The organism is Desulfovibrio piger (genome assembly GCF_900116045.1).
Lineage (GTDB): Bacteria > Desulfobacterota > Desulfovibrionia > Desulfovibrionales > Desulfovibrionaceae > Desulfovibrio > Desulfovibrio piger_A.
Genome location: NZ_LT630450.1, coordinates 2,048,908 through 2,072,303, shown reverse-complemented (window position 1 = coordinate 2,072,303; position 23,396 = coordinate 2,048,908). Strand labels below are relative to the sequence as shown.

The 23,396-nt window shown below is 66.8% G+C and carries 17 protein-coding genes and 3 tRNA genes; 16 read left to right on the top strand and 4 right to left on the bottom strand.

From position 1 onward, the window contains the following. Positions 1-421 precede the first annotated feature (421 nt). The 5 genes from DESPIGER_RS09315 (at position 422) to amrA (ending at position 6,415) form a co-directional block, all read left to right on the top strand. On the top strand, positions 422-2,065 hold the full coding sequence (locus tag DESPIGER_RS09315) for a sigma 54-interacting transcriptional regulator (protein WP_162273861.1): 1,644 nt from the start codon (positions 422-424) through the stop codon (positions 2,063-2,065). A gap of 403 nt (positions 2,066-2,468) precedes the next feature. Continuing rightward, on the top strand, positions 2,469-3,782 hold the full coding sequence (dsrA, locus tag DESPIGER_RS09310) for a dissimilatory-type sulfite reductase subunit alpha (protein WP_072335941.1): 1,314 nt from the start codon (positions 2,469-2,471) through the stop codon (positions 3,780-3,782). Positions 3,783-3,800: 18 nt separating this feature from the next. Beyond that, positions 3,801-4,946, top strand: coding sequence for a dissimilatory-type sulfite reductase subunit beta (gene dsrB / locus DESPIGER_RS09305; protein ID WP_072335938.1), 1,146 nt, complete (start codon positions 3,801-3,803; stop codon positions 4,944-4,946). Between the two features lie 60 nt (positions 4,947-5,006). Next, entirely contained in the window at positions 5,007-5,243 is a 237-nt protein-coding gene (locus tag DESPIGER_RS13355; protein ID WP_072335935.1) for a dissimilatory sulfite reductase D family protein, read from the top strand. 605 nt (positions 5,244-5,848) lie between these two features. Beyond that, positions 5,849-6,415 carry an AmmeMemoRadiSam system protein A gene (gene amrA / locus DESPIGER_RS09295; protein ID WP_072335932.1) on the top strand — a complete coding sequence of 189 codons (567 nt, stop codon included), beginning with the start codon at positions 5,849-5,851 and terminating at the stop codon, positions 6,413-6,415. 499 nt (positions 6,416-6,914) lie between these two features. Here the strand turns inward: amrA and DESPIGER_RS09290 are convergent, their stop codons facing one another. The 3 genes from DESPIGER_RS09290 to mtnA form a co-directional block, all read right to left on the bottom strand. Beyond that, positions 6,915-7,490: a hypothetical protein gene (locus tag DESPIGER_RS09290; RefSeq protein WP_072335929.1), complete on the bottom strand. Its 576-nt coding sequence runs from the start codon at positions 7,488-7,490 to the stop codon at positions 6,915-6,917. A gap of 353 nt (positions 7,491-7,843) precedes the next feature. After that, positions 7,844-9,751, bottom strand: coding sequence for a TIGR04326 family surface carbohydrate biosynthesis protein (locus DESPIGER_RS09285; RefSeq protein ID WP_072335927.1), 1,908 nt, complete (start codon positions 9,749-9,751; stop codon positions 7,844-7,846). A 61-nt stretch (positions 9,752-9,812) separates the two neighbouring features. Beyond that, entirely contained in the window at positions 9,813-10,862 is a 1,050-nt protein-coding gene (gene mtnA / locus DESPIGER_RS09280; protein WP_072335924.1) for an S-methyl-5-thioribose-1-phosphate isomerase, read from the bottom strand. Between the two features lie 168 nt (positions 10,863-11,030). On the opposite strand from mtnA, the gene DESPIGER_RS09275 reads away from it, so the two are divergent. From DESPIGER_RS09275 to nspC, 6 genes are all read left to right on the top strand, one after another. Continuing rightward, complete coding sequence (locus DESPIGER_RS09275; protein WP_072335921.1) at positions 11,031-12,212, top strand: aminotransferase class I/II-fold pyridoxal phosphate-dependent enzyme; 1,182 nt, start codon at positions 11,031-11,033, stop codon at positions 12,210-12,212. An 8-nt stretch (positions 12,213-12,220) separates the two neighbouring features. Continuing rightward, a complete protein-coding gene (locus DESPIGER_RS09270; RefSeq protein ID WP_072335918.1) occupies positions 12,221-13,540 on the top strand; it encodes a homoserine dehydrogenase in 1,320 nt (439 codons plus the stop codon). A 229-nt stretch (positions 13,541-13,769) separates the two neighbouring features. Further along, entirely contained in the window at positions 13,770-14,960 is a 1,191-nt protein-coding gene (locus tag DESPIGER_RS09265; protein WP_072335915.1) for an ATP-grasp domain-containing protein, read from the top strand. Between the two features lie 19 nt (positions 14,961-14,979). Then, on the top strand, positions 14,980-15,312 hold the full coding sequence (locus DESPIGER_RS09260; protein WP_072335912.1) for a CGGC domain-containing protein: 333 nt from the start codon (positions 14,980-14,982) through the stop codon (positions 15,310-15,312). Positions 15,313-15,753: 441 nt separating this feature from the next. Continuing rightward, a complete protein-coding gene (locus DESPIGER_RS09255) occupies positions 15,754-16,956 on the top strand; it encodes a saccharopine dehydrogenase family protein (protein ID WP_072335909.1) in 1,203 nt (400 codons plus the stop codon). A gap of 153 nt (positions 16,957-17,109) precedes the next feature. Further along, the gene (nspC, locus tag DESPIGER_RS09250; RefSeq protein ID WP_072335907.1) at positions 17,110-18,339 is read left to right on the top strand and encodes a carboxynorspermidine decarboxylase; all 1,230 of its coding nucleotides are present in this window, start codon (positions 17,110-17,112) and stop codon (positions 18,337-18,339) included. Positions 18,340-18,574: 235 nt separating this feature from the next. On the opposite strand, the gene DESPIGER_RS09245 is transcribed toward nspC, so the two are convergent. Beyond that, entirely contained in the window at positions 18,575-19,906 is a 1,332-nt protein-coding gene (locus DESPIGER_RS09245) for a polysaccharide deacetylase family protein (RefSeq protein ID WP_083575364.1), read from the bottom strand. 206 nt (positions 19,907-20,112) lie between these two features. On the opposite strand from DESPIGER_RS09245, the gene DESPIGER_RS09240 reads away from it, so the two are divergent. The 5 genes from DESPIGER_RS09240 to DESPIGER_RS09220 all read left to right on the top strand — a co-directional run bounded on the left by DESPIGER_RS09240 (position 20,113) and on the right by DESPIGER_RS09220 (position 23,276). Continuing rightward, positions 20,113-20,188: transfer RNA gene (locus DESPIGER_RS09240), tRNA-Val, on the top strand. 4 nt (positions 20,189-20,192) lie between these two features. Then, a tRNA-Asp gene (locus DESPIGER_RS09235) sits at positions 20,193-20,269 on the top strand. Positions 20,270-20,348: 79 nt separating this feature from the next. Continuing rightward, positions 20,349-20,425, top strand: a tRNA-Asp gene (locus tag DESPIGER_RS09230). A gap of 153 nt (positions 20,426-20,578) precedes the next feature. Then, a complete protein-coding gene (locus DESPIGER_RS09225; protein ID WP_072335901.1) occupies positions 20,579-21,040 on the top strand; it encodes a CesT family type III secretion system chaperone in 462 nt (153 codons plus the stop codon). 25 nt (positions 21,041-21,065) lie between these two features. Beyond that, complete coding sequence (locus tag DESPIGER_RS09220; RefSeq protein WP_072335898.1) at positions 21,066-23,276, top strand: hypothetical protein; 2,211 nt, start codon at positions 21,066-21,068, stop codon at positions 23,274-23,276. Positions 23,277-23,396 lie beyond the last annotated feature (120 nt).

The window sequence follows — 23,396 nt, the reverse complement described above, 5'->3', positions numbered from 1 at the left end:
CTTGCCACTCCCGCACCGCGCCGTGCCGTCTCCGGCCTTTTTCCCGGTCTTTCCGGCAAGGGCACACAGCCACAGCTCATCCTTCCTCGCTCATGGCACCGGCACCAGCCGCGCCCTTCCCCACGCTCATGGCACTTCACGGCACGCCCCATGACAGACAGCCCGCTCCGTCCCGCATATGGCGGAACGACCGGCACGTCTGCCCATGAAAAAGGATGTCCCGTGCCAATGCGTGAGCCACCTGGCCACCACTTCAACTATTTTTCGTTGAAAAAGCCTTCCGTCATCAGTAGTCTGTGGCTGCGACATGCCGAAAAACAGCCAGCCCTTGCCCGCCCGGACACGGGCGCGGGCCGCCGCAGGGAGCGGCCTCCCCGCGGCCCATGAGTTCCGGGCACGGCAGCCACCAGACGGAGAGACCATGCACGATCATCCAGCTTTCCCCCGCACCAGCGCCATACCGGACCTTCCTGCCGGGCCCCCGGTCCCTGAACAGGATATGGTCCAGACCCGGGCCCTGCTGCTGGAGATGGCCCGCTGCCAGTCGCTGGACCAGATCTTCCGCCTGGTGGCGGCGACCTTCGCCGCCCGGCAGGACGTGGCTCTGTGCCGCATCTGGCTGCTGGAACCGACCGAGCCGAGCCTCTGCGCCAGCTGCCGCCATTTCTACGACTGCCGCGACCATCGCCAGTGCCTGCGGCTGGCGGCCAGTACCGGGCGCTCCCGCGTGGACGGACATGTCTGGACCGGACTGGACGGCGACCACAGCCGTTTTTCCCTGGGTCTGGGCAAGGTGGGGCTCATCGCCCAGTCAGGCACCGCCTATCATGTGGACGATGTCCGCCCGGACATGGACTGGGTGACCTCGCCCGGCTGGATCCGGCAGGAAGGCATCCGCACCTTCCTGGGCCAGCCGCTGCTGCACCGGCGCCGCGTGCTGGGGGTCTTCGCGGTCTTCAGCCGCGAGGTGCAGGACGCGCAGGCCATGGACCGCCTGCGCATGATCGCGGACTATCTGGCGGTCTCCATCGCCAATGCCCAGGCCTTTGAGGAACTGAACCGCCTGAAGCGGCAGCTGGAGATCGAGAACGCCTACCTGAAGAACGACACCCTGCCCCCGGCGGCCCTGGCCCTGACTGGGGACAGCCCCGGCATGCGCGCGCTGAAGGAAAAGATCCGGCAGGTGGCCTGCACGGACGTGCCCGTCCTCATCACCGGCGAAGCCGGCAGCGGCAAGGAAGCCGTGGCCGCCGAGCTGCACCGGCAAAGTTTCGTGGCCGGAGGGCCGCTGGTGCGGGTCAACTGCGCCGCCATCGCGCGTGACAGGCTCGAGGAGGAGTTCTTCGGCCACGCGGGCGCCCGCATGGGCTTTCTGGAGGCCGCCTCGGGCGGGACGCTCTTCCTGGACGCCGTGGAGGAGCTCCCCCCGTCCCTGCAGGCCAGGCTCCTGCACGTCCTGCAGGACAGGGAGTTCCGGCGCGACGGCAAGGACAGCGGGCACCGGATCAGCGTACGCCTCGTGGCCGCCACCAGCCGTGACCTCCACGACGCGGTCCGTGCGGGCCGGTTCCGCGAAGACCTCTATTACCGCCTCAATGCCTTCCCCATCAGCATCCCCCCCCTGCGTGAGCGCCCGGAGGACATCCTGCCCCTGGCCCGGGCCTTTCTGGAGCATGGCCGCACGCATCTGCAACGGCCGGAACTGGCCTTTGCCGACGATGCCCCGGGGCGCCTGCAGGCCTACACCTGGCCCGGCAATGTCCGGGAACTGCAGGAATGCGTCCTGCACGCGGCCGCGGCCAGCACGGACGGGCTCCTGCACTGCGAGGCCCTGCCGCCGGCCCCCTCCTCCGCGTCCCGGCCCGCCCTGCCCGGTGCGGACAACGGCATCGTCTTCACCGAGGCGGAGATGCAGGCCCTGGAACGGACCAATATCACCAATGCCCTGCAGCGCTGCCGCGGCAAGATCTACGGCGGGGACGGGGCCGCGGCCCTGCTGGGCATCAGCCCCACCACGCTCTGCTCCCGCATCAAAAAGTTCGGCCTGCGCAAACAGGACGCCTGATCCGGGACGCCGGGCGGCTGCACCGGGGGCGCCCCTGGCGCCCATGAGGCGCCACACGGCCTGTCACGCCCGTGCCCGCAGGCGGTCCGCCCGTCCGGCCCTGCCCGGAGATGCGGGGACGCCTGATCCCTGCCGCCGTGCCTGCTGCCTGCGCGGGCCTCCCGTCCCGGTGCATGGCCATTATGCAACGAATTATCGTTGAACAAGCCTGAAAAATATTTTTTTGGCCCTGAAAGGCCCTTTTGCTTCTTTTCCTATTGCCAAATACAACGATTTTTTGTTACCAAGAAGCCATGCCGTGGCTGAAAAGGCCATCTTTACCCCCGAGGATGCGTCGTTTTTCAGCATTTGGTAAAATATTCAACGATTATTCGTTGAAATATGCACTCATGGAGGTATGGCAATGCCGAAACATGCGACTCCCCTGCTGGACCAGCTCGAAAGCGGCCCCTGGCCGAGCTTTGTGTCCGACATCAAACAGGAAGCCGCCGCCCGTGCGGCCAATCCCAAAGGACTCGACTATCAGATCCCCGCTGACGCCCCCGACGACCTGCTGGGCGTCCTGGAACTCTCCTACGAAGAAAAGGAGACCCACTGGAAGCACGGCGGCATCGTGGGCGTGTTCGGTTACGGCGGCGGCGTCATCGGCCGTTACTGCGACCAGCCCGAAAAGTTCCCCGGCGTGGCCCACTTCCACACCATGCGTGTGGCCCAGCCCGCTGCCAAATACTACCACACCAAATTCCTGCGTGACCTGTGCGACATCTGGGACCTGCGCGGTTCCGGCATGACCAACATGCACGGCTCCACCGGTGACATCGTGCTCCTGGGCACCCAGACCCCGCAGCTGGAAGAAGTCTTCCACGACCTGACCCACAAGCTGCATGTCGACCTCGGTGGTTCCGGCTCCAACCTGCGTACCCCCGAAGCCTGCCTCGGCCAGTCCCGCTGCGAATATGCCTGCTACAACACCCAGGACATGTGCTACCAGCTGACCCAGGACTACCAGGACGAACTGCACCGTCCCGCCTTCCCCTACAAGTTCAAGTTCAAGTTCGACGGCTGCCCCAACGGTTGCGTGTGCGCCATGGCCCGTTCCGACTTCGCTGTGGTGGGTACCTGGAAGGACGACATCAAGATCGACCAGGACGCCGTGAAAGCCTACGTGGGCGGCGAATTCAAACCCAACGCCGGTGCCCATGCCGGTCGTGACTGGGGCAAGTTCGACATCCAGGCCGAAGTGGTGGACCGCTGCCCCTCCAAGTGCATGAGCTGGGACGGCAGCAAGCTGTCCATCAAGACCGCCGACTGCGTGCGCTGCATGCACTGCATCAACACCATGCCCCGCGCCCTGCACATCGGTGACGAACGCGGCGCCAGCATCCTGGTGGGCGCCAAGGCCCCCGTGGTGGACGGCGCCCAGATGGGTTCGCTGCTGGTGCCCTTCATCTCCTGTGAAGCTCCCTACGATGAAATCAAGGAAGTCATCGAAAAGATTTGGGACTGGTGGATGGAAGAAGGCAAGAACCGCGAACGCGTGGGCGAGACCATGAAGCGTCTTTCCTTCCAGAAGCTGCTCGAAGTCACCGACACCGAAGCCGCTCCGTACCACGTCACGGCTCCCCGCTCCAACCCGTACATCTTCTTCAAGGAAGAAGAAGTGCCCGGCGGCTGGACCCGCGACCTGGCTGAATTCCGCAAACGCCATCAACGCTAGTTTAAGGGGGAGAAGAACATGGCTTTTATTTCTTCCGGGTACAATCCCGCCAAACCGATGGAAGGCCGCATTACCGACATCGGCCCCCACAAGTACGACGAATACTTCCCGCCGGTCATCAAAAAGAATTTCGGCAAGTGGCTGTACCACGAAATTCTTGAGCCCGGCGTGCTGATGCACGTGGCCGAAGGCGGCGACAAGGTGTACACCGTCCGCGTGGGCGGCACCCGCACCATGTCCATCACCCACATCCGCGAGATCTGCGACATCGCCGACAAGTACTGCGGCGGCTACCTGCGCTGGACCACCCGTAACAACATCGAGTTCATGGTGGAAGACGAAGCCACCATGAAGGCCCTGCGCGACGACCTGAACAGCCGCAAGTTCGACGGCGGTTCCTTCAAGTTCCCCGTGGGCGGCACCGGCGCCGGCATCAGCAACATGGTGCACACCCAGGGCTGGGTGCACTGCCACACCCCCGCCACCGACGCCTCCGGCCCGGTGAAATGCGTGATGGACGCCATCTTTGACGACTTCAAGGACATGCGTCTGCCCGCTCCCGTGCGCATCGCCCTGGCCTGCTGCATCAACATGTGCGGCGCCGTGCACTGCTCCGACATCGGCCTGGTGGGCATCCACCGCAAACCGCCCATGATCGACCACGAATGGGCCGACCAGCTGTGCGAAATCCCGCTGGCCGTGGCCGCCTGCCCCACCGCTGCCGTCCGTCCCACCAAGGTGGAACACAACGGCCAGAAGGTGAACTCCATCGCCATCAAGGAAGACCGCTGCATGTACTGCGGCAACTGCTACACCATGTGCCCCGCCCTGCCCATCGCCGACCACGAAGGCGACGGCATCGCCATCATGGTGGGCGGCAAGGTGTCCAACCGCATCAGCATGCCCAAGTTCTCCAAGGTGGTCGTGGGCTACATCCCCAACGAACCTCCCCGCTGGCCCAGCCTGACCAAGACGGTGAAGCACATCGTCGAAGTCTACGCCGCCAACGCCAACAAGTACGAACGTCTGGGCGACTGGGCCGAACGCATCGGCTGGGAAAGCTTCTTCAAGCTGACCGGCCTGAAGTTCACCCACCACCTCATCGACGACTTCCGCGACCCGGCGTACTACACCTGGCGCCAGAGCACCCAGTTCAAGTTCTAGGCCGGTCTTGAAAACGCCCCGGCGGCCCTTTGCGGCGCCGCCGGGGCCAGGAGAAAAACCATGGCTGACGAAAAAGACATCATCGTCGAATTCCTGAAGAGCAAGTCCGCTTCCAAGTCCAAGTTCTATTTCAAGGACTTCACGGAACTGTTCCCCGACAAGGGCCCCCGTGAAGTGAAGAAGATCCTCACCAGGCTGGTGAACGAGGAAGTGCTGGAATTCTGGTCTTCCGGCTCCACCACCATGTACGGTCTCAAGGGCGCCGGCAAGCAGGCCCATACCGAGGGCGAGGACTAGCCGCCGGGCGGTCATGCCTCCCGCACCGGCAGGCCGTCCGCAGCCCATTGCGGTCGGGACAGCCACGGACGAGACGTCAATCACGGTATACCGCCAAATACCGTGTCAGGAGCATGTGCCCTGCCTTACCCCACAGAAATGCCGCGAGCCATCGCGGCATTTCCGTTTTCCGCAACGGATGGGAGCCCGTCCGGCCGAGGCTAAAGGAACGTGTGCCCCCCATCGCTCCCGGCAGGGAGCGGCCGCGCTTTTCCCCTCCCGGTTCCCAGCGCGGCAGGGAGGTGCCTGCGCCGGTCCCTTGCCCCGGTACGCGCCCAGACAACGCACGTTTACCAGCCGGTTACTGCCGTGCTGAACGGCGCCCGTACGCGCGTGGGGAGAAGGCAAACAGGTTTTTGACAAGCTGGACAAGGGGACCGGCCCCGTACCGGGCTGAACGGCTCCCCGTGCCCGCCTCACATCCCGCCGGCTTGAATCCTGCGCCCGCCCCGCCTACACTGCGGGGAACACCGCCGCGACCTGCCCCCACCATCCCCCGCGTGACCATCAGGCGGCCGCGAGCCCACCGGGACGCACATCCTGCGTGCCCGCCACGGAGGTCTGTCATGGGCGTCACCTTTTCCCTCAATGACGAAGAACGGCACTGGCTCTCCCGCCTGGCCCGGCAAAGCATCACAACGGCCCTTGAGGGCCGGGAGGACGGCCCGCCGCCCCTGCCGCCCGCGCTGGCCGGCGGGACACTGGCCCAGTCGCTGGGCTCCTTCGTGACCCTGAACAAGGATGGCGACCTGCGGGGCTGCATCGGCAACATGGTGGGCCGGGAACCGCTCTGGCGGAACGTCTGGCGCATGGCCCGCGCCGCCGCCTTCGAGGATCCCCGCTTCCCTGCCCTGGACGCGGCGGAGTGGCCGCGGTGCAGCCTGCACATCTCCGTGCTGGGCCCCCTGAGCCCCTGCCCCGACCCGGCACGGATCGTCATCGGCCGCCACGGCCTGCTGCTGCGCCTGGGCATGCGCCAGGGCGTCTTCCTGCCGCAGGTGCCCGTGGAACAGGGCTGGGACCTGCCGCAGTACCTGGAACACCTCTGCCGCAAGGCCGGGCTGCCCGCAGGCAGCTGGCGCGATCCCCAGGCCCTGCTCTTCTGGTTCGAAAGCCTGGTCTTCGAGGCCTGAGGCACGGCTCCCCGAGGGGAGAGGGATTCCTCCTTTCTGCCGTCGATTCCCGTTCTTCCCCTTTGGCGTCAGCGCGCTTTCTTCCGGGGAAGCCCCTCCCCCATGCCACCGCAGGACTTCCCCTTTCGCCGTCTTCACGCCGGGGACGGTATCCTGCCGCTGAGGCTGACAGCCCGATGGGGCACGGAGGCGGTCCCCCTGAAATGCCGCGAGCATACATCCTTTTCCCTGGGCCGACGTTCCCCACGGATAGAAAGCCGCCTTCTGCGATAGCCCAGCCGCCATGCGGGAAGGCTTGCAGTCCGCCGTCCGGGGGCTCCCCAGACGAAAGCCCAAAACACAGGGGACGCTCCCTATGCGGGAGCGTCCCCTGTTCCTTTCCCGGCTGGTGCCTGTCCCCCTTTCCCGCCTGATGGAACGCACTGGGGAAAGGACGGGAACCGGAAGAAAGGCCCTCTTTCTGCGTCAGGCAAAGGGGCCGCCCCGGAAGATATCCCTCCTACGACGTGGGCGGCACGATGGGGTCGCCGTACAGCTTCCAGGTCAGCGGGCGGTAGATGGAGATCAGGGCCATGGCGAAGATGATGGCCACCTGGACCAGGCTGGCCCAGAGCTCTTCCGGCAGGATGCAGGAGCGTATGAAGCGCAGGGGCCAGTCCAGGCCCAGGGGCGTGAGCCATGCGATGCAGCGGTCCCCCACGGGCAGCCAGAAGAACGTGCCCCAGAAGCCGGCACATGCGCTGATGATCCACTTGAACGTGACCCAGGCGAATTTGAAAAAGCCCAGGGACGTGAAGATGGAATAGAACAGGCCCGTGAGCACACAGCCGACGAGCCCGGGCATGACCACCCAGGAATCCACGATATAGCGGCAGTACTCCACCAGCTTCACGGCCGCCGGATCGTCCATGCCCAGCTTGAGGAAACCGAGGGCCTGCATGGAAAAGGCGCCGCCCGCCCAGGCCAGGGCCGCCAGAAGGTGCAGGGCCTTCATGCCCTTGATGATGTGGTTGTCGCGCGCGCTCACGCCCTTGCCGCGCGAGCCGTAATTCCTGACCCGTTCGTTGAAAAACATGCCATCCTCCCGCCTGCCCCCTGCGGGGCCTGCTCGCGGGCGCCCTTCCCGGGGCCGGCCGCTCTTTTGACGCTACCCAGCGGCGACTGTTTTTTCAAGCCCTTGTGCGGCGCGGCCGTGCGCAGGGCTCAGGTCCCCGGGCACGCTTTCGGGACACGCCGCACGCCTGCCATGCGTCCCGGCGGCAGGGACAGCGCAGCCCCCGCCATGTCTCCGGGCAGCGCGTCTGCCGGGCCGTACGGCAGGCATCCCCGGCGGCAGGAGCCGCCCTGCCTCTCCCCTCACGGCACCAGGCGGCCCCGCGGCGCGCCCTGCGCACGGAAGGGCCGGGAACGGAGCCGGGCGCCCGTCCGCTACAGCTCCAGCAGGGCCCGCCAGCGGGGCAGGCCGGGCTGCAATTCCAGATAGTCGTCCGGCAGGGCGGGCGGCGCGGCGCAGGCCAGTGCCCGCCGCACATCGTCCAGGCTGCCGGTACGCAGCAGGCCGGGAACGTCCTGCAGGGGACAGAGGTCGAAGCCGTCCGACGGCAGCATGACCATGACGGGCAGCTTTTTGAGGGCCGCTTCCAGGACCACGGTGGTGGAAGCGGACGACCAGACCACGGTGCCGGGCACCAGAAGGGTGGCGACGGGACCTTCAGCAAAGCGCAGGCATCCGGCCCGGGCCCCCAGCTCGTGGCGCAGATCGGCCTCCACGGCAAGATAGGGGTGCGGCTTGACCACGATCTCCCAGCCGTCCAGCAGGCCCGCGTGCACGGCCCGGGCCAGCAGGCGCACATGGTCGGCGGTCTCGTCGGCAAAAAAGCCGGTCACCACCAGCAGGCGGCGGGGCGGCTGCCCTTCCTGCGCCGGCACGGCGGCATTGCGGGCATCGGCAAGATACATGTAGCGCAAGGCCTCCACCAGCTCCAGGCGCTCTTGCGGCACACCGGCGGCCTGCCACTGCCGCAGGGCCCCCTGCCCGTTAGCGCAGATGCGGTCGGGCTGGAAGGCCGCGCAGGCGCTGTCCGTGAAGGTGGCCGGATCATCGAAATAGCGGAAGTCCGTGGGCCGGATGGTGGAATGCTGCGCCCCGTACACGGGCCCGCCCGCGCCGGGCGTGGTGTGGGCGGCATGGGTCAGCATGCGTTCCCAGGGGCAGTTCTCCAGCGGGAAGGTGAACCAGCGCTGGGGCCCGGCGGCCTTCACATAATTGTCGATGCCGCGCTGCTGCAGGCAGCGCTCCAGACAGCGCCAGCCCCGGAAGGTCTCGGCCCAGTCATCGGCCATATAGGGCCAGAAGTCCAGGCGGGAGCCCTCGAAGCGGCAGAGCCCGCGCATGGCGGCCTCAAGGCGGCGGCTGGTCCAGGCCAGGCGCAGATAGCGCTTCCAGGCGGCCCGCAGGTCGGCGGCCGTGAGGAATTCCTCCAGATAGTGGAAGCTCACGCCGTCCTGATGCGCGGCACGAAAGCGGTCCCGCATCCTGATGCAGCCGGCCAGGTCCATCTGGGGCGAAGGAAAGCGGATGAACAGCCAGCGCACGGGCGTCCTGGCCGCCGCCGCGCACAGGGCGTCGTGCAGGCCCTCCCAGTAACGGGAGCGGAAGCGGCCCGCCGCAGCGGCCTCCATATCCACATTGGGAAAGTAGGTGACGATGGTGCCCGTGGTCACATGCGCGGGCGGCAGGGCGGGCAGGGCCCCGCCCCGGGGCCTGAGGGGCAGGCGCACCCGGAACCACCAGTGGACATAGCGCCCGGCCGCGCGCAGCAGGGAGGGACAGGCCTCGTAGAGGCGGCGCAGCCAGGTGCGGCGGCGGCCGTCGCGGCACTGGGGATCGTGGTAGTCCGCGAACTGCCGCCCCGTGGCCTGGCAAAGCGCCAGCAGGGTCCCGCACAGCCGGTCGTCGCCGCCCACCAGACGCAGGGCCGTGAAGCCGCCCTCGTCCAGCAGGTGCTCCAGGGTGCGCAGCTTGTAGACCTCGTAAAGCAGGGGCGTCATCTTGGGATGGCGCTCGTAGAGCAGCGAACACCACCACATGGACAGCTTTTCCCCGGCCTGGAAATGCTCGTGCAGCAGCGCCCCTTCCACGGGCCTGAGGCCCGTCCGGCAGGCCCAGGCGGCGTGCTCGCGCCGGATCTCCGTCAGGCGGGCATCGCACAGGGCCGGCACCGAGATGTGCTCGCCGGGCACGTCCCGCAGGTTCCAGTGGGCCACGGCGGCGGACGTCTCCAGATGGAAGGCCAGCGGCGCTCTGCTGTCGGCCAGCAAGGTCAGTTCTTTCATGGGCGCTCCTTTCCGGGCAGCGGAAGCAAAAACGGACGGCATGGCGCCGTCCGTGCGGACATCAGGCCCCGAGGGCCGCGGCGATGGCCGGGCCGTACGGGGCGCGCAGGACGCCCTTTTCCGTGATGATGCCCGTGATGCAGTCCGCGGGCGTCACGTCGAAGGCGAAATTGAAGACCGGCACCCCTTCGGGGACGATGCGGGTCCCGCCCACATGGGTCACTTCCCGGTCGGGGCGCTCCTCGATGGGGATGTGCGCGCCGTCGGGCGTGCGCGGGTCGATGGTGGACAGGGGCGCCGCCACATAGAAGGGGATGCCGAAATGCCTGGCCAGCAGGGCCACGCCGAAGGTGCCGATCTTGTTGGCGGCGTCGCCGTTGGCCGCGATGCGGTCGGCCCCCACCACCACGCACTGCACCAGGCCCTTCTGCATCAGCAGGGCGCAGGCATTGTCGCAGGCCACGCGCACGTCGATGCCGTCCTGCCGCAGTTCCCAGGCGGTCAGGCGCGCCCCCTGCAGGAAGGGCCGCGTCTCGTCGGCGATGACCCGCACCTTCTTGCCCGCTTCCAGGGCGCCGCGGATGACGCCCAGGGCCGTGCCGTACCCGGCCGTGGCCAGGGCCCCGGCATTGCAGTGGGTGAGGACGGTGTCGCCGTCGTTGATGCAGGACGCCCCGTGGCGGCCGATCTCGCGGCAGATCTCCACGTCCTCGCGGCGCATGGTCTCGGCCTCGGCCAGCAGGACGGGGAGGAGGGCCTCCATCTCCAGACCGGCATGGGCCCGCCACAGGGCCCGCATGCGCTCCACGCCCCAGCGCAGGTTCACGGCCGTGGGCCGGGCCGCCTCCAGGCGCTCCAGGGCCCGGTCATAGGCCGTGCGCCAGTCGGCCCCGGCGGGCAGGCCGCGGCGCAGTTCCTCCAGGGCCAGCACGCAGCCGAAACCGGCCGTGACGCCGATGGCCGGGGCGCCGCGCACCACCATCACCTGCAGGGCCCGGATGGTCTCGTCCAGGGTGCGGATGGGCAGGTAGTCCTCGCGCCCGGGCAGGGCACGCTGGTCCAGCAGATACAGGGTCATGGCGTCAGCGTCGAAACGGATATGATGTTCCATGCGGTCCTCGATGGTTGAAGGGCGATAACGGGTCCGTGGGATGGCGTGGCCTGTCCAGTACCGACAACGGTAGCGCAAAGCCTTTATCTTGGCAAAGTGCTTTACAAATGCCGAACGCACTGGCTAATCTGGCTGAAGATTTTGAACTTCAGCAGGAGAAGCGTCCCCATGGAAGAGTTCTCGCGCATCCAGCGCCTGCCCCCCTACGTCTTCGCGGTGGTAGGCGACCTCAAAATGAAGCTGCGTCGCCAGAATATCGATATCGTTGACTTCAGCATGGGAAACCCCGACATTCCCACCCCGCCGTACATCGTGGACAAGCTGGTGGAAGCCGTACAGAAGCCGGTGAACCACCGCTATTCGCTCTCCCGCGGCATCCCCCATCTGCGCGATGCCGTGTGCGAACGCTACAAGCGCCTGTACGACGTGGATCTCGATCCCAACACCGAAGCCATCGTGACCATGGGCTCCAAGGAAGGGCTCGCCCACCTTTCGCTGGCCATGCTCTCCCCCGGTGACGTGGTGCTGGCGCCCGACCCCACCTACCCCATCCACAAATACGCGCCCATCATCGCCGGCGCCGACGTGCGCAGCGTGCCCATCGGGCCCGGCCGTGACTTCTTCGAGGACCTGACCGCCGCCACCCAGCAGGCCTGGCCCCGTCCCAAGCTGCTCTTCCTGTGCTATCCCCACAACCCCACCACGGAAGTGACCGACCTGGCCTTCTTTGAAAAGGTCGTGGAATTCGCCAAGGAGAACAACATCTGGGTCATCCATGACCTGGCCTATGCCGACCTGGTCTTCGACGGCTACAAGGCCCCCAGCTTCCTGCAGGCCAAGGGCGCCAAGGACGTGGGCGTGGAATTCTACACCATGTCCAAGAGCTATTCCATGCCCGGCTGGCGCGTGGGCTTCTGCCTGGGCAACCCCAAGCTCATCCACGCCCTGAGCCGCATCAAGAGCTATCTGGACTACGGCATCTTCCAGCCCATCCAGATCGCGGCCACCGTGGGCCTGCGCGGCGGCGACGAGGAAGTCACCAGGATCTGCGACATCTACCGCCAGCGCCGTGACTGGCTCATCGACGGCCTCAACCGCATCGGCTGGGAAGTGCCCGCGCCCAAGGCGACCATGTTCGTCTGGGCCCGCATCCCCGAAGAGTTCCGCAAGATGGGTTCCGTGGAATTCTCCAAGCTGCTGCTCACCGAAGCGCAGGTGGCCGTCTCGCCGGGCCTGGGCTTTGGCGCCTACGGTGACGAGTACGTGCGCTTCGCCCTCATCGAGAACGATCACCGCACCCGTCAGGCCGTGCGCAACATCCGCCGCCTGCTCAGCGGCTCCAGCGATTAGGGGACACTATGGCCGAAAGCAACAAGCCTCTGGTAGTGGGTCTGGCCGGGTTCGGCACCGTGGGCGGCGGTCTTGCCCGCCTGCTGGAAGAGAACGCCGACATCATCCGCCAGCGTACGGGCCGGGACATCCGGGTCAAGAAGGTGCTGGTGCGCAATGCCCAGAAGGCGCGCACCGTGCCCCTGCCCCCCGGGGCCGACCTGACCACGAATCCTGACGAGCTGGTCAACGATCCCGAGATCGACGTGCTGGTGGAACTCATGGGCGGCATCGACGCCCCGCGCGCCATCATCGACCGCGCCCTGGACGCCGGCAAGCACATCGTCACCGCCAACAAGGCCCTGCTGGCCGAGGAGGGACTCGCCCTGTTCCAGAAGGCCGCCGGCAAGGGCCGCATCCTGCGCTACGAGGCCAGTGTCGCCGGCGCCGTGCCCGTGGTGGAGGCCCTGCGCACCAGCCTGGCCGGCAACCGCATCTCGTCCCTCATGGGCATCCTCAACGGCACCAGCAACTACATCCTGTCCGAGATGACCTCCAACGGTCTGGACTTCGATGTGGCCCTCAAGCAGGCCCAGCAGCTGGGCTATGCCGAAGCCGATCCCACCCTGGACATCGACGGCCACGACGCGGCCCACAAGCTGACCCTGCTCATCCGCCTGGCCTACGGGGTCAACTACCCCTACACGGCCATGCCCGTGCGCGGCATCCGCGGCATGTCCAGCATGGATATCGCCCTGGCCCGCGAGTTCGGCTACCGCATCAAGCTCATCGCCCAGGTGCGCGAACGCCGCGACCCCGGCCAGGCCGACGGCAAGGTGCGCCTGGAGGCGGGCGTGTTCCCGGCCCTGGTGCCCTATACGGTGCTGCTGGCCCGTGTGGGCGGCGTGTACAACGCCGTGCGCGTCAGCGGCAATGCCTGCGGTTCGCTCTTCTTCCACGGCCGGGGCGCGGGCGACCTGCCCACCGCCGGGGCCGTGCTGGCCGACCTCATGGCCGTGGCCCGTGACGAGAACCCGCACAACACCGGCTACGCCTGTGACGACCTGCCCCGCGCCAGCATCGTGCCGCCGGCGGAATGGCGCTCGCGCTACTATGTGCGCGTCATGGTGGAGGACGAGCCCGGCGTGCTGCGCGATCTGGCCGGCTGCATGGCCGACCAGGGCGTGAGCATGGCCCAGGTCATCCAGCGCACCGACGAGGGCAAGGGCGTGCCCCTGGTCTTCATGACCCATGAGACCACCGAGGAAGCCATGAGCACCGCCCTGCAGCGCACCCTGGATACCGGCATGCTGCGCCAGCCCGCCGTGTACTTCCGTGTGCTTGATTAACAAAACGAAAGCAGGGGGGAGGCTCTCCTCCCCCCTGCATGCTTGATCCCAATGGTGGCACCCGGCTCCGCGGGAAAGGCCGTGCCGCCATGAGACATTTCCCGCCGCCACCGGAGCCGTTCCTTAACAAGGACGGGCTCCGGCCGCTTCTCCAGCAACCACACCGCGCAGGGTCAGGAACCATCCCGGCCCTGCGCTTTTTACGCAGCCATGCTGCACGAGGGGCCCCATGATCATTCTGGAAGATCCGTATGTCTCGCCGGAGCTGGCCGCCTTTGCCGCCGACCGGCAGGAACCTGTCCTGGATACGCCCGCTGCCCGGCAGGCCGGGCTGGATTACGGGCTGCACCTCAACCTTGTCTCCAGCCGCGACTTCGGCCATCTGTGCTGCCGGGGGCAGCGCCTGTACAGCAATTCGGAAAACGCCCTGGACTGGCTCTACAGCCGTTCGGGCAATGCCGGGCTGGTACGCGCCACCGAACTGCTCAAGAACAAGCTGCTGTTCCGCCGGCGCCTGGCCCCGCTCTTCCCCGATTTCCATTTCCGCGAGCTGACCCTGCGGGAGGTCATGGAGACCCATTTCGACAGCCTGCCCGGCCCCTGCGTGCTCAAGCCCGCCGTGGGCTTCTTCAGCCTGGGCGTCTACAGCATCGAGAACGCCCGGCAGTGGCGCGCCGCCCGTGACGACATCGCTGCCGGCGCCGTACGCTGGCGCAGGGAATATCCCGCCGCCGTGCTGGACAACCAGGTCTGGCTGCTGGAATCCCTCATCCAGGGCACGGAATATGCCGTGGACGTCTATTTCAACAGCCGCGGCGAGGCCGTCATCTGCAACATCCTCCAGCACGACTTCGCCTCTTCCGAAGACGTGAGCGACCGCCTGTACTACACCAGCGCGGACATCATCCGCCGCATGGCCGGGCCGCTGGAAGCCTGGTTCGACCGGCTCAACGAGCGTCTGGGCCTGCGCGACTACCCCGTCCATGTGGAACTGCGCCGCGACGCCGACGGCCATATGGTGCCCATCGAGTTCAACCCGCTGCGCTTCGCGGGCTGGTGCTGCACGGACATCAGCCTCTTCGCCTGGGGCTTCCCCACCTACGGCTGCTATCTGGACGACCGGCGCCCGGACTGGGACAGTATCCTGCCCGGCCACGAGGACAGGCTCTACACCCTCATCGTGCTCAACAAGCCCGCCGCCTGCCCGCCGGTACGGCGCTTCGACTACGACGCCCTCTGCGCCCGCTTCCACAAGGTCCTGCGCCTGCGCCGCGGCTTTTATGACCGCTATTCCCACTTCGGCTTCCTGTTCACCGAGACCCCGGCCCATGACCGGGCGGAACTGGACGCCATCGTGCGTGACGACCTGCTGGGCTTCGTCATCCCCGAAGACCACGGGGAGACGCCCCGGGCCCGATAAGCAAACCAAGGAGGCTCCCATGAAAAAGATCGGCATCATCCGCTGCATGCAGACCGAGGACATCTGCCCCGGCACCACGGACTTTTCCTTTGCCGCCCAGGGTAAGGGCGCGTTCGAGGAACTGGGCCCCTGCGAGGTCATCGGCTTCGTCTCCTGCGGCGGCTGTCCCGGCAAGCGGGCCGTGGCCCGCGCCAGGATGCTGGTGGATCGCGGCGCCGAAGCCGTGGCCCTGGCCTCCTGCATCCGCAAGGGCAACCCCATCGGCTTCCCCTGCCCGCACCACGAGACCATGATCGCCGCCATCCGCGCAAAACTGGGCGACAGCGTGCCCGTTCTGGACCATACCCACTAGGGACGCGGACGGGGCTGCCTGTCCGGGGAGGAGGCCCCCCGGCGCGTGCCGTCCCGGACCATGCGGGACGGTCGCCCGCAACGCCGGGGCCTGGCGGCGACGGCCTTCAGCCACTGCCGCCGCTACGGCACGACTCCGGCCGCCACCGGCGCGGACGGCGCCCGTCTGTCGTCACCGGCCCGTCACCGACAGGACGGCCAACGGTCACAACAGGCAGGCATGCTGGGCATGGCATGTCCCCGGCTCCCGGGCCCGGCACCAGGGACGCGCCCTGCCCGGGCAGCCCCGGAAAGCCCGGGGAAGGCAAAGGCCGCGCGACCGGCCGGTGCCCTCCCCCTGCCCTTTACCTTCCTGCCGCTGTGGGCTATGGAGGGGATGACCGCCTGTTCCGGCGGGCCGCATTTCATCAATCACGGACAAACGGATTCAAAAGGAGAAATCATGGCGGATATTCTGATCATCGGCGCCGGTGGCGTGGGAAGCGTGGTGGCGCACAAGTGCGCCCAGGTGGCCAAAGAAGGGGCCTTCGGCAAGATCACCCTTGCCAGCCGTACGCTTTCCCGGTGTGACGAGATCGCCCGCTCGGTCAAGGCCCGTCTGGGCGTCGACATCGCCACCGCCCAGGTGGATGCCGACAACGTGCCCGAGCTCTGCGCCCTCATCCGTCAGGTGAAGCCCCACACCGTGCTGAACATCGCCCTGCCCTATCAGGATCTGCACATCATGGACGCCTGCCTGGAATGCGGCGTGCATTATCTGGATACGGCCAACTACGAGCCCCTGGATACCGCCAAGTTCGAATACAAATGGCAGTGGGCCTACCAGGAGCGCTTCAGGCAGGCCGGCCTCACCGCCCTGCTGGGCTCCGGTTTCGACCCCGGCGTCACCAACGTCTTCTCGGCCTGGGTCATGAAGCACGAGCTGGACGAAGTGCATGTGCTGGACATCATCGACTGCAACGCCGGTGACCACGGCCAGCCCTTCGCCACCAACTTCAACCCCGAGATCAACATCCGCGAAGTGACCGCCCGCGGCCGTTACTGGGAACGCGGCGAATGGGTGGAGACCGATCCCCTGTCCTGGTCCATGACCTACGACTTCCCCGACGGCATCGGCCCCAAGAAGTGCTTCCTCATGTACCACGAGGAACTGGAATCCCTGGTGCAGAACCTCAAGGGCCTCAAGCGCGCCCGCTTCTGGATGACCTTCTCGGAGAATTACCTGAACCACCTCAAGGTGCTGGGCAATGTGGGCATGACCCGCATCGATCCCGTGCGCTTCCAGGGCCAGGACATCGTGCCCATCCAGTTCCTGCGCGCCCTGCTGCCCGACCCCGCCTCCCTGGGCCCGCTGACCAGGGGCAAGACCTGCATCGGCAACGTCATGCGCGGCATCAAGGACGGCAAGGAAAAGGCCGTCTACATCTACAACATCTGCGACCATGAGGCCTGCTACGCCGAAGTGGGTTCCCAGGCCATCTCCTACACCACCGGCGTGCCCGCCATGATCGGTGCCAAGATGATGGTCTCCGGCCAGTGGCTCAAGCCCGGTGTGTGGAACATGGAACAGTTCGACCCCGACCCCTTCATGGCCGACCTCAACGCCTACGGTCTGCCGTGGCAGTGCGTGGAAGTGAAGGACTAGTCCCTTTCGCGCCAGCAACGCCGTTTCAGGGGGAAGGGGCCCGCGGGCCCCTTCCCCCGTTGCGCTCCGGCCCGGAAAAAACGCCCGCCGCCCTGCGGCCAGGCCCCGGGCGGCAGCCCTTTCTTCACCCCAACCCCTGCAAAAGACTGAAACATGAAGCATCTCCTGCCTCTGCTGGATCCCCGTACCGTCCCCTCGCCCTGCTTCGTGCTGGACGAAGCCCGTCTGGCGGCCAATGCGGCCATCCTGGACAGCGTACAGCAGCGCACCGGCGCCAGGATCCTGCTGGCCCTCAAGGGCTTTGCCGCCTGGGACAGCTTCCCCCTGCTCTCCCGCGCCAAAGGCCACGGCCCCCTGTGGGGCACCTGCGCCAGCTCCGTGGATGAAGCCCGCCTGGGCCGCGAGGAATTCGGCGGCGAAGTGCACGCCTTTGCCGCGGGCTGGACGGAAGAGGAACTGGACGAACTGCTGCCGCTGGTGGATCACCTGGTCTTCAACTCCCTGGCCCAGTGGGAACGCTTCGGCCCCAGGGTGCGGGCCTGGTGCCGCGATAGCGGCCGCGAGATCAGCTGCGGCCTGCGCATCAATCCCGAGCATTCCGAAGGCGCCGTGGCCATCTACAATCCCTGCTCCCCGGGCTCCCGTCTGGGCATCCGCCCGCACCAGCTGCCCGAAAAACTGCCGGAAGGCATCTCCGGCCTGCATTTCCACACCCTGTGCGAACAGGGCGCCGACGCGCTGGAACGCACCCTGGACGCCGTGGAGGCCCGTTTCGGCAAGCAGCTGGCCCAGTGCCGGTGGATCAATTTCGGCGGCGGCCACCACATCACCCGCGAAGGCTATGACCTGGACCGCCTCTGCCGCTGCATCACGCGCATGCAGCGGAACTACGGCGCGCAGATCTATCTGGAGCCCGGCGAGGCCGTGGCCCTCAACGCGGGCTGGCTGGTGGCCACGGTGCTGGACGTGGTGCAGGCCGACATGCCCGTCGCCATCCTGGACACCTCGGCCTCCTGCCACATGCCCGACGTGCTGGAGATGCCCTACCGCCCCGGCCTGCTGGCCCCGGAAGACGGTGAACTGCGCCTGGCGGGCGAGAACGGCAAAAAGGCCTGGACCTGCCGCCTGGCGGGCAAGTCCTGCCTGGCCGGGGACGTCATCGGCGAATACAGCTTCGCCGCGCCCCTCAGGGCCGGTGACCGCCTGATCTTCACCGACATGGCCATCTACAGCATGGTCAAGACCACCACCTTCAACGGCCTGCGCCTGCCGTCCATCGGCAGCCTGGCCGCCGATCCCCACGCGGCCGACCCGGCCGCCACGGCCCGCTTCCGTCTGGTGCGCCGTTTCGGCTACGAAGACTTCAAGACCCGCCTGTCCTAGGGCATCGAAGTCCCGGCATGTTCCCCGAACGCAGCAGCCCCCGCATGACATCATGCGGGGGCTGTTCGCCTGCTTGAATGAAACGCGCCGGGCAAGGGGCGGGAAGCATGGGGGGAAGGGGAAGCCCTCTCGCGCTGGCAGCGGCCCAAGACGGCCCAGAGCGTGCCCGTCAGCGACAAGGGAGCGTTACGGGCAGCGCCGCAGCGATGGGGGATTTTCCTCCCCCGTTTTTTGCTTACTGCTGCACGGAGGTGGCCGGAGCCAGCTCCTCGACGGAACTCACGGGGCGGCTGCCGGGGTAGACCTCGCCGGCACTGGTGCCGAAGTCGCGCTGGGGCGTCACGGTGCCGCGCACGGCATGGACGGGCCCTGCCGGCTGCGGCTGCCCCCTGGCCGCTGCGGCCTGCCGTTCCTGTTCCAGACGCTCCTGGCGCCGGGCCTGCTGCTCGCGGGCCTGTTCCGCGGCCTTGCCCCAGCGGGGGCTGCTGCTGCGGGCCATGGGCACCGGCGTGCTGCCCGCGGCCCAGGTGAGGCTGGTGTCCCGCGTGGAGGAGGCACGCTGGGCGGCATCGAAGCCGCTGCGCCCCCGCCCCTGTCCGGCCCACTGCACATCGGGAAAGCTTTCCGGCGGCATGAGCTCGCGGCCGTCAGGCAAAGGATGCCGGTTGTGGCGGGCCATGAGCAACGGCGGCTCGGGATCCAGACTGCCGTCCAGGAAATCGCTGACCGTCACGAAACGCTGGCAGCCCCCGGCCTGCAACTGCGCGATGATGCGCGGCAGGTTCTCCAGCGTGCCGTGCACCGTATCATGGAAAAGGAAGATGCCGCGCAAATCGTTGTTGACGTAGCGCTGGCCCCGCGTGTTGACCAGGGCGGCATAATCCTCGCGCACGCCCCGCCAGTCCTCGCTGTCCAGCGACCAGAGCACCACCTTGAGGTCCATCTGTTCGGCGGCCTTCAGGGTGATGTCGTTGAACGAGCCGTAGGGCGGGCGCAGGAAGCGGGCCTCGATGCCCAGGGTACGCAAAAAGCGCTGCACCCTGCCGATCTGCTCGCTCTGGGCCGCCTGGTTGAGATGGCGCAGATTGGGATGGGAATAGGTATGGATGCCGATCTCGTGGCCCTCGTCATGGATGCGCTGCACAAGGTCGGGCCGGTGCTCGGCGTTCCGCCCCAGCACGAAGAAGGTGGCCGGGATGTTGTGCGCGGCCAGGATGTCGAGGATCTGCGGCGTATTGGCCGAAGGACCGTCATCGAAGCTCAGGGCGCAGAGGTTCTCCTGCATGGGCTGCGCGATGATGCGCACACCATCGTAGACCCGGCACTGGCGCGCCCCGGCATCATGCAATACCAGCGCCGACAGGGGCGCAGGCTCCAGGGGGCCGGGGAGCGTCCGCGCGGCAGGGACATGCAGCGGCACACCGGCATCCGGGACAGCCTGGGCACAGCCCGGCAACAGCAGCAGGGCCGCCAGCAGCAGGCCCATCCCCATGCGCGACGGGAAGCGCGTATCACGATCTTTGCCGGCCACGGGGCCGCGGCCCTGCCGGAAACGGGAAAGCATCATCTTTTCCACCCTGAACTGAAGTGTTTTTCTACCTAACACCGGCCCCCCGGGACTGCAAGACCATTTATCAGGAACAAATATCAAATTTTTATCCTTTTATTTCAAATGATTATTTGCAAGATGAAACTTTCTTTGCTTTTTTTGATTTTTTTCTTGACCCTGAGGGGAGTTTCCCGTACAAACACTTTTGTTCGAGAGGACAACACGGACAGTTAGCTCAGCTGGTAGAGCACCGCCTTCACACGGCGGGGGTCACAGGTTCAAGTCCTGTACTGTCCACCACTACGGAGCGGTAGTTAAGACGGTTATAACGCCGGCCTGTCACGCCGGAGGCCGAGGGTTCGAGTCCCTTCCGCTCCGCCATAATTGCGAGAAAAGCGCACTGTGCAAACGGTGCGCTTTTTTTGAGAAGAATACGGGATACTTTCCCGACTCCATATCTGGAGCGGTAGTTAAGACGGTTATAACGCCGGCCTGTCACGCCGGAGGCCGAGGGTTCGAGTCCCTTCCGCTCCGCCATAATCGCCCAAGGCGCCCTGCACATGCAGGGCGCCTTTTTTTGTTCCCGCCGCTCCGGCACGGCCGCCTGGCCGCGCGCGTCGGGCACGCCGCATGGACAGGGACAGCCTCCTGGTCTACCTTTTGCTATACCAGTAACAAAAAGGAGAGCATATGCATCCCATTGCCCATATCATTGCAAAATTTGGTGCCACTATCGGCATGGACGGCCTTGAGACCGAGAACGGCGTTTGCACGCTCCGTTTCGATGACGTGACGGTCACCCTGGAATGCGCCGAAAACGACGGCGCCCTGTACCTGTACAGCCGGGTATGCGGCCTGCCGGAAAGCGATGCCGACAAGCTGGCGCTCTATGGCCTGCTGCTGGAACTGGACAGCTTTTTCAAGGGCACGGACGGCGGCGTGCTGGGCATCGAGCCCCTGCTCGACGCCGTGACCTATACCCGCCGCCTGCCGCTGGAACAGCTGGACGAGAGCCTCCTCGACCGCCAGCTCGGCCGTCATGTGGACACGGTGGAGTCCCTGCGCGCTTCCATCGCGCAACTGAAGGAAGAGGCTGCCACGCCCCGGGCCGCCGGGGAAACAGACTGGAACGACGGCATGTTGAGAATCTGAAAGCTGCTGCCATAAAGGATTCGCCATGAAGATCAATGACCTGAACATCATCGCCCAACGGCTGGGTGCCTTCGGCAAGGAACATCTGGGAATCGATCACCGGGGACATACCGTCCCCACCACCTCCTCGCTGGGAGGCCGCATCGCCAGCTGGATACGCTCGCGCCACAGCGACACGGCCGCCCAGGCCAACCGTGACGTCATGACCGGGATCATCAATACCATCCGGCAGACCGACGATCTGGGCGACCGCTTCGCGGCCATCGCCCGGAAGAGCCTGGAAAGCAGGCTGGCTGCCGGGCGCCCCCTGAGCGGGCGTGACGCGGCCCGGGTGCTGCAGGACGTCATCCGCATCAAGACGACGGAAGACCAGGCCCGTCTGGAGACCCGGCTCATCAATGCCCGGGACCAGTTCCAGAAGCTCTGCGCCCCCCATGCCGACGGCTCGCCCTCGGATCTGGAAACGCAGATGGCCATGCGGCGGCAGCGCTTCGGCCTGCCCCCGGCCACGGCGGAGCAGCTCCAGGGCTACCGGGACGCCGCCCTGCGCGACCTGGAAGCCGGGGCCCGGCGCGCCGACCATTCGCTGACAGCGGCCGAAAGCCTGGACGCCCTTGGCGAGAGCGTCCGCATGCAGACCCTGAAGGAAGCCAAGGCCGGCATCGCGGCCATGGCGGAGCAGGTCGGCGGCGAGGGCCCCCACGGCTTCACGGCCCGTCTGGGCGCCGCCATGCGGACCAGGGGCCTTGTTGGCGACATCAGTCCCGCCACCCGCGATGTCCTGGTCCAGACCATCCATGACAAGCTCAGCGCCCGCTGCCTGAATGACAGCAACAACATGCACCAGCCCACGCTGGCGGAAGCCGCCACCGTGGCCGACAACATCATCAACAGTTTCGTGGCGGCCCTGGATACGGTGGAGCACGCCCGGGCCCTGCCCCGGGAGGCCAAGCGCATCCTGCAGGATGCGATCCTGCACGCCCCCCAGCCCGTGAACGCGGCCATGGCGCAGGCCATGTGCGATACCCTACAGGATACGGGCCAGTTCCTGCGCACCCTGACGCGGGGCGATGCCAGCCCCGCCGGACTGAAGAGGGACTTCGATGCCTACGCCCGGACCATGCACGCCGCCCTCACACAGGCTGACGGCAGTCTGCGTCCCGGCATCGGGGGCGGGCCGGAAGCCGGTCTGGTCCGCATCCTGACGGCTCAGGCAGCGTGCAGGATGCTGGATCTCGGCAATCTGGCCCCCCTGAGCAAGGACGAACTGGAGCATGTCCGGGAGCTCGACAAGCAGGGCCAGCCCCTTCCGCCTGATCTGGCCGGGCGCATCGCTGCCCGCAATGCCGCCGACTATGCGGTCCGCCGTGCCCTGGGCGGAGGTTCCCCCCTGCATGCCCTGCGCCGGGAACTTGCCGGGGAGGCCGACGCTGACCTGCGTTCCCGCAACAATCTCCTGCTCATGAACGCCCTGAATACCCTGGTCCATGCCACGGAAAACAGGGACTACGAGGATCTCCTCATCCGCGCTCCCGGCCTCGGCCAGATGCGCATGGCCGAGGCGCGCCGTTTCGTGCCCCAGGGCCTGGGCCTGACCCTGCCCGGGGGGCAGACCTTCGACATGGCCGCCGCCCGGCGGCAGGTGCTGGACGGCCTCAACGCCACCGTCCGGTCCACCCCTCCGGGCAACGGGGCTTCCGCCCTGTCCAGGCTGGATGAAGCCTCGCCCGAGCTCATCCGCAAGTGCAACTTCTTCTCCGACCAGTTCCTCAAGGACTTCGCCCGCAGCGGCATCACCGTCAACGGCCACAGGATCGGCGGCGGAGGCATCAGCCAGTATCCGCAACGGCTGGAACAGGAGCTGGACGCCCTCATCGCCATGTTCCCCTCCGCCGAAGAAGCCGGACGCGTCTGCAGCCCGCTGCATCAGGCCAGCGGCGCCGACATCCTGATGCTCCTCATGTCCGACCCGGCCACCGCCGCCGAGACCGTCCGCATCAACACCCTCCAGGGCAGGTCCCTCGCCAACAGCCTGCCCATCGAGGTCATCCGGCACCCTGACGGCTCGTACCGCGTCAACATCGAGTTCTGCTTCCAGAAGGCCGATGAGGGCCTGGGTCCCCTTGCCTCCTCCGGCATCAACGCGAGCGCCTCCTTCCTGCTGCCCAACGGCCGGGAACCGCTGCAGTTCCGCATCGAGGATCTCGACGTGCTGTTCAACACCCAGCTGGGCTAGCGGCACACATACCGGTGCCCGCACCGGGGCTGCCAACCTGCCCGCCTGAAAACGGAACGGGGCATCCACAAGCGGATGCCCCGTTTTTTGCCGGTCTGTGACGCTGCCTGCGGAGGAGCC

Bases quoted from the DNA above. Each gene is read 5' to 3' on its own strand.
- amrA (WP_072335932.1), top strand. From the start codon at position 5,849: ATGGGCGTCACCTTTTCCCTCAATGACGAAGAACGGCACTGGCTCTCC.
- mtnA (WP_072335924.1), bottom strand. From the start codon at position 10,862: ATGGAACATCATATCCGTTTCGACGCTGACGCCATGACCCTGTATCTG.
- DESPIGER_RS09255 (WP_072335909.1), top strand. From the start codon at position 15,754: ATGGCGGATATTCTGATCATCGGCGCCGGTGGCGTGGGAAGCGTGGTG.
- DESPIGER_RS09220 (WP_072335898.1), top strand. From the start codon at position 21,066: ATGAAGATCAATGACCTGAACATCATCGCCCAACGGCTGGGTGCCTTC.
- DESPIGER_RS09315 (WP_162273861.1), top strand. From the start codon at position 422: ATGCACGATCATCCAGCTTTCCCCCGCACCAGCGCCATACCGGACCTT.
- nspC (WP_072335907.1), top strand. From the start codon at position 17,110: ATGAAGCATCTCCTGCCTCTGCTGGATCCCCGTACCGTCCCCTCGCCC.
- DESPIGER_RS09260 (WP_072335912.1), top strand. From the start codon at position 14,980: ATGAAAAAGATCGGCATCATCCGCTGCATGCAGACCGAGGACATCTGC.
- DESPIGER_RS09265 (WP_072335915.1), top strand. From the start codon at position 13,770: ATGATCATTCTGGAAGATCCGTATGTCTCGCCGGAGCTGGCCGCCTTT.
- DESPIGER_RS09275 (WP_072335921.1), top strand. From the start codon at position 11,031: ATGGAAGAGTTCTCGCGCATCCAGCGCCTGCCCCCCTACGTCTTCGCG.
- DESPIGER_RS09285 (WP_072335927.1), bottom strand. From the start codon at position 9,751: ATGAAAGAACTGACCTTGCTGGCCGACAGCAGAGCGCCGCTGGCCTTC.
- dsrA (WP_072335941.1), top strand. From the start codon at position 2,469: ATGCCGAAACATGCGACTCCCCTGCTGGACCAGCTCGAAAGCGGCCCC.
- DESPIGER_RS09225 (WP_072335901.1), top strand. From the start codon at position 20,579: ATGCATCCCATTGCCCATATCATTGCAAAATTTGGTGCCACTATCGGC.
- dsrB (WP_072335938.1), top strand. From the start codon at position 3,801: ATGGCTTTTATTTCTTCCGGGTACAATCCCGCCAAACCGATGGAAGGC.
- DESPIGER_RS09270 (WP_072335918.1), top strand. From the start codon at position 12,221: ATGGCCGAAAGCAACAAGCCTCTGGTAGTGGGTCTGGCCGGGTTCGGC.
- DESPIGER_RS09245 (WP_083575364.1), bottom strand. From the start codon at position 19,906: ATGATGCTTTCCCGTTTCCGGCAGGGCCGCGGCCCCGTGGCCGGCAAA.
- DESPIGER_RS13355 (WP_072335935.1), top strand. From the start codon at position 5,007: ATGGCTGACGAAAAAGACATCATCGTCGAATTCCTGAAGAGCAAGTCC.
- DESPIGER_RS09290 (WP_072335929.1), bottom strand. From the start codon at position 7,490: ATGTTTTTCAACGAACGGGTCAGGAATTACGGCTCGCGCGGCAAGGGC.